The organism is Ensifer sp. SSB1 (genome assembly GCF_016652895.1).
GTDB lineage: Bacteria > Pseudomonadota > Alphaproteobacteria > Rhizobiales > Rhizobiaceae > Ensifer.
Window position 1 is genome coordinate 11925 of record NZ_JAEPRP010000030.1, and the last position, 8816, is coordinate 20740.

General features: G+C 61.3%; 8 protein-coding genes. 3 read left to right on the top strand and 5 right to left on the bottom strand.

Annotated elements, in window-relative coordinates; translation table 11 throughout:
• Positions 1 to 184 precede the first annotated feature (184 nt).
• Positions 185 to 1597, bottom strand: a complete 1413-nt coding sequence (locus tag I8N66_RS10195) for an RsmB/NOP family class I SAM-dependent RNA methyltransferase (protein ID WP_113541276.1) — start codon at positions 1595 to 1597, stop codon at positions 185 to 187.
• Entirely contained in the window at positions 1597 to 2556 is a 960-nt protein-coding gene (htpX, locus tag I8N66_RS10200) for a zinc metalloprotease HtpX (protein WP_291153109.1), read from the bottom strand. Before htpX ends, I8N66_RS10195 begins: the two co-directional genes overlap by 1 nt.
• 125 nt (positions 2557 to 2681) lie before the next feature.
• On the opposite strand from htpX, the gene I8N66_RS10205 reads away from it, so the two are divergent.
• A complete protein-coding gene (locus I8N66_RS10205) occupies positions 2682 to 2882 on the top strand; it encodes a DUF1674 domain-containing protein (protein WP_291153112.1) in 201 nt (66 codons plus the stop codon).
• 162 nt (positions 2883 to 3044) lie between these two features.
• Here I8N66_RS10205 and acs read toward each other — a convergent pair whose 3' ends face one another.
• A complete protein-coding gene (acs, locus tag I8N66_RS10210; protein ID WP_291153115.1) occupies positions 3045 to 4994 on the bottom strand; it encodes an acetate--CoA ligase in 1950 nt (649 codons plus the stop codon).
• A 227-nt stretch (positions 4995 to 5221) separates the two neighbouring features.
• Here acs and I8N66_RS10215 point away from each other — a divergent pair, with 227 nt between their 5' ends.
• Positions 5222 to 5923: a DUF1013 domain-containing protein gene (locus tag I8N66_RS10215; protein ID WP_043624204.1), complete on the top strand. Its 702-nt coding sequence runs from the start codon at positions 5222 to 5224 to the stop codon at positions 5921 to 5923.
• A gap of 74 nt (positions 5924 to 5997) precedes the next feature.
• Here I8N66_RS10215 and I8N66_RS10220 read toward each other — a convergent pair whose 3' ends face one another.
• Positions 5998 to 6384: an ectoine synthase gene (locus tag I8N66_RS10220; RefSeq protein ID WP_291153124.1), complete on the bottom strand. Its 387-nt coding sequence runs from the start codon at positions 6382 to 6384 to the stop codon at positions 5998 to 6000.
• Between the two features lie 159 nt (positions 6385 to 6543).
• Here I8N66_RS10220 and I8N66_RS10225 point away from each other — a divergent pair, with 159 nt between their 5' ends.
• Positions 6544 to 7392: a LysR substrate-binding domain-containing protein gene (locus I8N66_RS10225; RefSeq protein WP_291153127.1), complete on the top strand. Its 849-nt coding sequence runs from the start codon at positions 6544 to 6546 to the stop codon at positions 7390 to 7392.
• Positions 7393 to 7437: 45 nt separating this feature from the next.
• On the opposite strand, the gene I8N66_RS10230 is transcribed toward I8N66_RS10225, so the two are convergent.
• The coding region (locus tag I8N66_RS10230; RefSeq protein ID WP_291153129.1) for an AMP-binding protein at positions 7438 to 8816 on the bottom strand (1379 nt) is incomplete at its 5' end.

Here is an 8816-nt window from a genome sequence, read left to right on the forward strand (position 1 = left end):
CACGACCGCTCAAACGTCCGAACGGGCGATGGTCTCGCGCCAGCCGCCGCATGGTGCCAGAGAGACCATTAAACTTTTATCAATACTGTCATCTTTGATAGGCCTCCGACGCGAAAGCGTCAAATGACGCGACAAAACAGGGCCTTGAGCCCCATTTTGACAGGCCTGAACTCAATCGGCGGTGCTATTTGCGGCGAATCACCGCCGCGTAGAAGCCATCGAGACCGCTGGCGAAGGGTGCATCGAGCGGCAGCATGGCCGGCGTGGTGCGCATTTCGCCAAGTGGCGTGATAGCATCCTCAAGCCCCGGCCAATCCGCAGCCGAAATAGCAATCCGTTCATAGGCAGCGCCGGAGCCGACCACCCGTTCGACGACCTCCTCGCCTTCGAGCGGATCGAGAGAGCAATTGGAAAAGACGACGATGCCGCCGGGCTTGACCACGGTGAGCGCATGGCGGAGCAGACGCTCCTGCAAGGCAGCGAGCTTTGCGATATCCTCCGGCCCCTTGGTCCACAGCACGTCCGGGTGACGACGCGTCGTACCGGTGGAAGAGCAGGGCGCGTCGAGCAGCGCCGCATCGAACAGCGTTTCCGGCTGGAAGTCGGCCATGTTGACTTCCTTCGTCTCCGCCTCCAGGCCAAGCCGCTTCAGATTGCCCCTCAACCGACGCAAGCGGCTGCCGGACTGATCAAGCGCCGTCACTTCGGCACCAGCGAGAATGAGTTGAGCAGTCTTGCCACCCGGTGCTGCACAGAGATCGACGACCCGCTTGCCGGCGAGATCGCCGAACAGCCGCGCCGGTATCGACGCTGCGGCATCCTGAACCCACCAGGTGCCTTCGTCGAATCCGGCTAAGGAAGGAATGGAACCGGAGAATGCGCCAAGACGAACGGAACCTGTCGGCAGGACGGTGCCTCCGAGACGCTCGGCCCAACCAGCGGGTTCCGACTTGACCGACAGATCGATAGCCGCCGGCGTGAGCTGCGCTTCGGCGATCTGCTGGGCTGGTTCTGCGCCGTAGCGGGCAACCAGGCGCTCGAAGAACCAGTCCGGCATCGCTGGTAAGTCACGCACGCTTTCGAGAATGGCGTCCTTCTCACGCGACAGGCGCCTGAGAATGGCATTCACCAGATTGGCGAAACGCCGATTGCGCGGGTCTCCCTGCGCCTGCTCCACCGCGAGGTCGACGGCAGAATGGTCCGGCACATCGAGATAGAGGATCTGCGCCGCTGCCACGGCAAGCACGTGCTCAAGCGCGCGCGCACCCTCCGGCAGGGGCGTCTGCAGCAACGAATTGATGGCGGCCTGGATGCGCGGGAGATGGCGAAGGGCGGAGTTCAGGATCGCCCGAACCAGAGCGCGATCGGCCTCGTTGAGTTCGCGATAGGCCGGATTGCCATGTTCATTGTCGAGCATGCCGTCGAGCGACGTCTTGCGGTCGATGACCGCCGCCAGAATCTTTGCGGCGGCCTGACGCGCCCTTAAGCCCGGCTTTTCCGGCCCGCGGGGCGCAGCGGCGGGCTTCTTCGACTTCGCGGATGCACCGTCTCGGTGTGATCGTTTCGGGCGTGAATCGTTTTTGTTTTCTGCAGACATCAGGACCAGGGACCTTTGGGCGGTTCGGAACCACCGCGACCCCAACCGGTAGAAGGCACAGAGCGCGATTTGCGCACGGGATTATCAGCACGAACCGGCGGCGTCGAGACCGAAGACATTTCCTGGGCCATCTGCTGTAGGGCCGCGATCCGATTTTCGGTGTTCGGATGGGTCGAGAACAGATTGTCCATTCGCTCGCCGGAGAGCGGGTTGATGATGAACATATGCGCGGTCGCCGGGTTGCGCTCGGCGTCGTCATTGTGAATCTGGTGGGCCGCACCGGCAATCTTCTGCAACGCCGAGGCCAATGCCAGGGGTTTGCCACAGATCTCGGCGCCGCGCCGGTCTGCCGAATATTCACGGGTACGGCTGATCGCCATCTGCACCAGCATCGCCGCCATCGGCGCCACGATCATCGCGACCAGTGTGCCGATGAAACCGAGCGGGTTGTTGTTCTCCCGGTTGCCGCCGAAGAAGAAGGCAAAGTTACCGAGCATCGAGATGGCGCCGGCGAGTGTTGCCGTCAGCGTCATCGTGAGCGTATCGCGGTTCTGCACGTGCGCCAGTTCGTGGGCCATCACCCCCGCCACTTCATCATAGTTGAGCGCGTGCAACAGGCCGGTGGAGGCGGCAACCGCGGCATTTTCCGGGTTGCGACCGGTGGCGAATGCATTCGGCTGCGGGCTGTCGATCACGTAGACGCGTGGCATCGGCAAGCCGGCATTTCGAGCAAGGTCACGGACGATGCCGTAATACTCCGGCGCGCTGCGCTCATCGACCTCCTGGGCGCGATACATCCGCAGCACCATCTTGTCGGAGTTCCAGTAGGAGAAGAAGTTCATGCCCGCGGCCATGACGAAGGCGATCATCATGCCGCCGCGTCCGCCGATGACAAAGCCCACCGCCATGAACAGGGCGGTCATGACTGCAAGCAGCATGGCGGTGCGGACAAGGTTCATCAAAGTCTCCGGGGTCGTCGGTGTTTCACGTGAATCAGGGTTCCCGTCGAGGGAACGGCATCCTATATGATGGGTGCAAATGCCCCGATCTTCAATATTGATGCTCGAATCCGGATACCGTTCAGATGCAGAACGACAATGACAACGCCCCCGATCGCCCGAAAAAGCCATTACCGCCCGCGGCCATACGCGCGCTGAAGGAGGCCGAGGAGCGGCGACAGACGGAGACCAAGAAGGAAGTGCCACCGGAGATCGGTGGACGCGGCGGTGAAGATCCTGCCCGCTACGGCGATTGGGAGATCAAGGGTCGGGCGATCGATTTCTGAATTTGAGGCCGCAACTGTCAGCCTTTAGCTGTGATCTGAATCCGGCTCATGAAATCGAGACGCGGGCAAAAACGCTTCGCGTGGCAATGCCGAAAATCGCTTGCCAGACTTGTTCGTTCAGTCGAAACGGCCGCTGCACATGCTGTGCAGCGGCCGTTAATGTCAGGCCTTGTTCTGGCGGTTGGCGATCAGATCGTCGACGACAGCCGGATCGGCGAGCGTCGAGGTATCGCCGAGCGCACCGAAATCGTCCTCGGCGATCTTGCGCAGGATGCGCCGCATGATCTTGCCCGAGCGGGTCTTCGGCAGGCCGGGCGCAAACTGGATCTTGTCCGGCGTGGCGATCGGTCCGATCTCTGAACGGACGTGCTTCACCAGGGCCGCACGGAGATCGTCATTGCCGATCTCGCCGGCCATCAGCGAGACGTAGCAGTAGATGCCCTGGCCCTTGATCGGATGCGGATAGCCGACGACGGCAGCTTCCGAGACCAGGTGATGCGAAACCAGCGCGGATTCGACTTCCGCCGTACCGAGGCGGTGGCCGGAGACGTTCAAGACGTCGTCGACGCGGCCGGTGATCCAATAGTAGCCGTCTTCATCGCGACGGCAGCCGTCACCGGTGAAGTACTTGCCCTTGTAGGTGGCGAAGTACGTTTGGCCGAAGCGTGCGTGATCGCCGTAGATCGTGCGCATCTGGCCCGGCCAGCTGTCGGTGATGCAGAGGTTGCCGTCGGCAGCGCCTTCCAGAACATTGCCTTCGTTGTCGACGAGCTGCGGCTGAACACCGAAGAATGGACGCGTTGCCGAACCGGGCTTGAGGTCGGTCGCACCCGGCAGCGGTGTGATCAGGATGCCGCCAGTCTCCGTCTGCCACCAGGTATCGACGATCGGCGACTTCTGCTCGCCCACGACGTTGTAATACCACTCCCAGGCTTCCGGGTTGATCGGCTCGCCGACCGAACCGAGCAGGCGCAGCGACGAGCGCGAGGCGCGCTTGACGAAATCGTCACCGGCGCCCATCAGCGAACGGATCGCCGTCGGGGCGGTGTAGAAAACGTTGACCTTGTGCTTGTCGACCACTTCCCAGAAGCGGCCGGCATCGGGGAAATTCGGCACACCTTCGAACATGACGGTCGTCGCCGCATTCGCGAGCGGACCATAGACGATATAGGAGTGACCAGTGACCCAGCCGACGTCGGCCGTGCACCAATAGACTTCGCCGTCACGGTAGTCGAAGACATATTCGTGCGTCATCGACGCATAGACGAGGTAGCCGCCGGTCGTGTGCAGCACGCCCTTCGGCTTGCCGGTCGAACCCGAGGTATAGAGGATGAACAGGGGATCTTCCGCCTTCATCTTCGCCGGCTCGCAATGCGGCTTCACCGTGGCCGTTTCCTGGTGATACCAGAGGTCACGGCCCGGCGCCCAACCGATCTTGCCGCCGGTGCGGCGCACGACCAGTACCTTGTTGACGATCACGTGCTGCTTGGCTGCGATGTCGATCGCCGTATCGGTGTTTTCCTTCAGCGGCACCGGCTTGCCGCCGCGCACGCCCTCGTCACAGGTGATGACGAAGGTGCTCTCGCAGTCGACGATGCGCCCGGCCAGAGCGTCCGGCGAGAAACCGCCGAAGACGACCGAATGGATCGCACCGATGCGGGCGCAGGCGAGCATCGCATAGGATGCTTCCGGGATCATCGGCATGTAGATGGTGACCCGGTCACCCTTCTTGACGCCGTGCTTCTTCAAGACGTTGGCAAGGCGACAAACCTGCTCGTAGAGCTGGTTGTAGGTAATCTTCTTGTCGATATAGGGGTTGTCGCCTTCCCAGATGATCGCCGTCTTCTCACCATGCGTCTTCAGGTGGCGGTCTATGCAGTTGTAGGAGACGTTGGTCAGGCCGTCTTCATACCACTTGATCGAGACCTTGCCCTTGAAGGAGGTGTTCTTGACCTTGGTGTAGGGCTTGAACCAGTCGATCCGCTTGCCGTGCTTGCCCCAGAACTTGGCCGGGTCCGAAACACTCTCCTCGTACCACTTCAGGTAAGTGGCATTGTCAAGCAGCGTCCGGCTCTTGGCAGACTTCAACACCGGATAGATCTTGGCGGACATATTTTCCTCCCTACGCATTCCTAGTGCGGCTCGCCCCTCCTAGGGCGACCCCGTTTCGCGCACATTCATAGCAGGTCAAATGCCCGCCGCAATTAGACAAAAGGACATTTGGAACTGAAGAATTGCAATTTCGCGACAACGACGGTATAGAGGCCCACATTTCCCGGAAATCAGTGGTAGACTCCACGGCCCGCGACACCGGCGCGGCGGACAAAAGGACTATATCCATGGCTCAGCAACTGCTTATGCCCAAGGCGACGGCCGTCTGGCTCGTTGACAATACCGCGCTGTCCTTCGACCAGATCGCGCAGTTCTGCAAGCTGCACCCGCTTGAAGTAAAGGCGATCGCCGACGGTGAATCCGCGCAGGGCATCAAGGGCCTCGACCCGATTGCGACGGGCCAGCTTTCGCGTGACGAGATCGCTCGCGCGGAAGGAAACCCCAACCACAAGCTGAAGCTTTCCGAGCCGAAGGTCCGCGTCCCCGATAGCAAGCGCAAAGGCCCGCGTTACACGCCGGTGTCCAAGCGCCAGGATCGCCCGAACGCCATTCTCTGGCTCGTGCGCAACCATCCCGAGTTGAAGGACGCGCAGATTTCCCGCCTCGTCGGCACGACCAAATCGACGATCGAGCAGATTCGCGAACGCACCCACTGGAACTCGGCCAACCTGACGCCGATGGACCCCGTGACCCTCGGCCTCTGCTCGCAGATCGACCTCGACCTCGAAGTCGAACGCGCCTCCAAGGGCCGTCCGCTGCCCACGGCCGCCGAACTCGGCCAGACGCTGGAATCGGCTCAGGAGACCGAAAAGCTGGGCTTCAGCTACGAGCGCGAGGAAGAGAAGGAAATCGACGCCGATGCCGTCTTCGCCAAGCTCAAGTCGCTGAAGTCGGACCGCAAAGACGAGGACGAAGACGATCATTACTGATCGCCGTCCATCTCGATGAAAAAAGCCCGGATCGTCGATCCGGGCTTTTTTGTTGGCCAGTCTCCCGTACGCGTTCAGTAAGCCGAACCGGATGGGTCATTGAGGTTGTGGCGCTCAGTCCCTTCAAGCGGCGGATTGAAGATGCTGACGAGGATCAGGTCTTCGTCCTTGCCACCACGCAGATAGTGTTTGTCGTGCTGGTCCAGCACATAGATGTCGCCCTTGTTGATCGGGAAAATCTTGCCCTGCATATCCTCGACCTCACCATGGCCGGCGATGCAGTAACACGCCTCCAGATGGTTGCGGTACTCGAGCAACGATACGGTACCGGCGCGCACCACCGTGTGGCATACGGTGAAACCCATGCCATCCCTTTCAGTCAGCAGGCGATGGCTGGTACCGCTGCCCCATTCCACGAAATGATCGGTTGCTTCGATCTGCTGCAGGCTGCGCACGAACATGGGTCTCTCCATCTGTAAAGATTTCTTATGATATCGGGCGGGTATGCTCGCCCGTTTCCGCGATAACTTCAGTATCCGTTGACATAGGGAACTATTCAAACGACGATTGCTCATGAGATTCATGAGAAAAACTTACAGATGACATTGCCACCTCTCGGTATGCTGCGTGCCTTTGAAGCCGCAGCACGTCTGGCCAGCTTCTCCCGCGCCGGGGACGAGCTGCACGTGACGCACGCGGCCATCAGTCACCAGATCCGGCTGCTGGAGGAGTGGTTCGGTCGACCGCTCTTCGTGCGCGAGAAGCGTGGCGTAAAACTGGCATCCGAAGCCGAGAGCCTGGCCGCGGTGCTGACATCGACATTCGAGCGCATCGCTGCGGAAACGGAGTTGCTGCGGCAGAATGCCAGAACGCAGGTGAGCGTCGCCTGTATTCCATCGATCGCCACCCGCTGGCTGATACCGGCGCTCGGCGATTTTCTTGGCCGCCACCCCGAGATCGACGTCAAGGTCGTCTACGCGATGGCCGAGCAACAACTGCGCGAAACCGGCTGTGATGTCCTGATCACGCTCGGCGCCGACGACGGCGAGGGGACCCGATTCGACCGGCTGTTTTCACGAATCAACCGGCCGGTTGCGAGCCCGCGTTACATCGAGCGGAAGGGCGGGTTGAACAGCGTGCAGGCGATCGCTTCCGCCGATCTGCTGCATGACGAGACTGCGTCGCGCTGGCGCGATTGGTTCGCGAAGGCGGGGGCGGCAACAGGACAAACTCTGCGGGGGCCCATCTTCCAGGACTTTAACCTTCTCGCCACGGCCGTCATCGCCGGCCATGGCGTGGCCCTTTGCCCGATCGAGGTTTTCCGACGGGAGATCGAGAACGGCGACCTGGTGATCCTGTCCGATATCGCCACCCTCGAAGAGGAAAGCTACTTTCTCATCACCAAGAAAGCGCGCTCAAAGGCAATCGCCGCGTTTGGCGATTGGTTCGCGGCGATCGTCAATGCCTGATGCGTGCACCGCGATGCATGCATCATAAGCCGGCTCAGAAATCCTCTACAGGCCGATGCCCCGATCATGCAGGACCAGGGTGATCTCGTCGAGAATGACCGGATCATCGATCGTCGCCGGCATTTTCCAGGGTTGCCGATCGGCGATCTTCTGGATCGTTGCCCGCAGGATCTTGCCCGAACGCGTCTTCGGCAACCGCTTGACGCAGATCGCCATCCGGAAAGCGGCCACCGGCCCGATCCGTTCGCGCACGAGGCTAATCACTTCGCGCTCGATCTCCGACGTTTCACGGGAAACATTGGAGTTGATCACAAGGAAGCCCGCCGGCACCTGGCCTTTCAGATCATCGGCAATGCCGATGACGGCACATTCGGCAACATCCGGATGGCTGGCGCAGACTTCCTCCATCGCCCCCGTCGAAAGCCGGTGGCCAGCAACGTTGATAATGTCGTCGGTCCTGGCCATGATGAAGATATAGCCGTCCTCGTCGAGGTAACCGGCGTCCGCGGTCTTGTAGTAGCCTGGGAATTCTTCGAGATAGGCCGCGCGGAAACGATGGTCGGCATTCCAGAGCGTCGGCAGGCAGCCGGGCGGCAAAGGCAACTTCACGACGACATTGCCGAGCGTTCCCGGCGCGACCGGATGTCCGGCATCGTCGAGAATCTGGACATCATACCCCGGCAACGGGACCGCCGGAGAACCATATTTGACCGGCAGCAGGCCAAGACCCATCGGGTTGCCAGCCACCGGCCAGCCGGTCTCGGTCTGCCACCAGTGATCGATGACGGGCACGCCAAGCGATCTCTCCGCCCAACGGATCGTGTCCGGATCCGCCCTTTCACCGGCCAGGAATAGTGCGCGGAAGCGCGACAGGTCGTAGCGGCCGACATAGGAAGCGTCGGGGTCCTCCTTGCGGATCGCCCGTAGCGCTGTCGGCGCGGTAAACATTACCGCCACCCCGTACTCGGCGATGATCCGCCAATAGGTCCCGGGATCGGGCGTCCCGACGGGCTTGCCTTCGAAGAGGATCGACGTGCTGCCGTTCAAGAGCGGACCATAGACGATATAGGAATGGCCGACCACCCAGCCGATATCAGAGGCGGCCCAGAACACTTCGCCCGGCTGCACGCCGAAGAAATTGTCCATGGACCATTTGAGTGCGACCATGTGGCCGCCATTGTCACGCACCACGCCCTTGGGCTGACCTGTGGTCCCCGAGGTGTAGAGCACATAGAGTGGATCGGTGGAGGCAACCGGTGTGCATCCAACCTCTTCGCCCGTCTGCTTCGCCGCCGCCAGCGCCGCAGCGAAATCGATGTCGCGTCCCTCGGTCATGGCGGCTTCAGCCATTTCCCGCTGGAAGACGAGGCAATGCGTCGGCTTGTGGGTCGCGATCTCGAGTGCTGCATCGAGCAGCGGCTTGT

What these genes read in the sequence shown, in the direction of transcription:
- I8N66_RS10220 (WP_291153124.1), bottom strand. Translation starts at nt 6,384, where the DNA reads ATGTTCGTGCGCAGCCTGCAGCAGATCGAAGCAACCGATCATTTCGTG.
- I8N66_RS10195 (WP_113541276.1), bottom strand. Translation starts at nt 1,597, where the DNA reads ATGTCTGCAGAAAACAAAAACGATTCACGCCCGAAACGATCACACCGA.
- I8N66_RS10205 (WP_291153112.1), top strand. Translation starts at nt 2,682, where the DNA reads ATGCAGAACGACAATGACAACGCCCCCGATCGCCCGAAAAAGCCATTA.
- I8N66_RS10215 (WP_043624204.1), top strand. Translation starts at nt 5,222, where the DNA reads ATGGCTCAGCAACTGCTTATGCCCAAGGCGACGGCCGTCTGGCTCGTT.
- I8N66_RS10225 (WP_291153127.1), top strand. Translation starts at nt 6,544, where the DNA reads ATGCTGCGTGCCTTTGAAGCCGCAGCACGTCTGGCCAGCTTCTCCCGC.
- acs (WP_291153115.1), bottom strand. Translation starts at nt 4,994, where the DNA reads ATGTCCGCCAAGATCTATCCGGTGTTGAAGTCTGCCAAGAGCCGGACG.
- htpX (WP_291153109.1), bottom strand. Translation starts at nt 2,556, where the DNA reads ATGAACCTTGTCCGCACCGCCATGCTGCTTGCAGTCATGACCGCCCTG.